The organism is Allocoprococcus comes, from assembly GCF_013300725.1.
GTDB classification, from domain to species: Bacteria; Bacillota; Clostridia; order Lachnospirales; family Lachnospiraceae; genus Allocoprococcus; species Allocoprococcus comes_A.
Map to the genome: position 1 here is coordinate 1 of NZ_JAAIMM010000087.1, position 1196 is coordinate 1196.

Consider the following 1196-nt stretch of genomic DNA (forward strand, 5'->3'; position numbering starts at 1 on the left):
AACACTGCATCGGGTCTGTTCCCCTGCCTCCAGATTCCTGCATCATGATGGCCTGAATCGCAGATACATATTCCGGGATACCGTACTGGGAGGCATAGCGCTGGATGACGGAAGTATACGCAAGCACTTCCTCACTTAAGGATTCGGAACTTTCCGAACCACTGCTAAACGCTGCCCCGGCAATGATTCCGGCAATCAGGATAAACACTACAAAAAATGCCATCCCTCCTGCGGCAAACCATTTTCCCATTTTCCCCAGGGCGGCTGTTGCTTTTTGTATGGCTGCTGTAATCCCCTGCATAGAAAACTTTGCCCCTCTTCCGGTCGTCTGAAGGACTGCTTCTCCGCTTTCTGCTGATGCTACTGCGGATTTTCTTGCCATCTGGACTGCTCTTGCTTTCTGCATCGCCTGCGCACCTTTTTCTACCTGCCATTTCTGCATGGATGCCTGTGTTTTTATTTTCTCCTGAGACAGCCCGGATACTTTTACCACTTTCGGTGCTGCTTTTACCTGTCGTTTACTGTTCTCCTTGGCAAGTGCTGCCTGTTCCGGTTTCACCTTAATTAATGTCTTTCCGGTTTCTGCACCCTGCCTCAGTGCATCTTCAGTGGCTTTTGCTTCTTCCCGTCTGCTTTTTCTTTCCTTTATCTTTCGGTAGGTTACCCCTGCAAGCTTTTTTCCACCTTGATATGTCATTTTCCCTACCGTTCTTCCCGCCACACTCGCCGCACTGTACTGTACGGATTCTATTTTTTCAGTTCCATACTGTGTTGGGGAGTCTGACTGCCCACTGCTTTTCTCATGTAGTTCCCTTGGCTTTTCTTTTGCCTCCAGTACCGTCTGGCGAACCAGCTCTTTCGGAAGCCGGGCAGCCGGATTTCGAATCTTCGGATTCTTATCCCTTACCCGTTCCTTGATATCTCTCATCCGGTCACCCTCTTTCCGTATCTCTTATCTCATCGGGCAACATCCCGATGTTTCTTTTTTTCCTGCTGTTTCTGCAACTGCTCCAACTGTCTGATTGCTTCATTTACCAGTGGATGCTCGTTGTAATATGGCACAAGTTCCAAATCACCCCTGTCTTTTGATGACAACGGTAATGGATATTCCATATCCGAATAAATTGATTCCGGATCATGGATAGAAAACTCAATAGCCGGACACATATTGGCAGATGTTCTACAATATTTCTGGT

Annotated in this window: 2 protein-coding genes; both read right to left on the minus strand. The window is 47.7% G+C overall.

Annotation, left to right across the window (positions count from 1 at the left end; genetic code table 11):
• A partial coding sequence (locus tag G4407_RS16105; RefSeq protein ID WP_173689686.1) for a lysozyme family protein occupies positions 1-928 on the minus strand: 928 nt, incomplete at its 3' end.
• Positions 929-957: 29 nt separating this feature from the next.
• The coding region (locus G4407_RS16110) for a hypothetical protein (RefSeq protein WP_173689687.1) at positions 958-1196 on the minus strand (239 nt) is incomplete at its 5' end.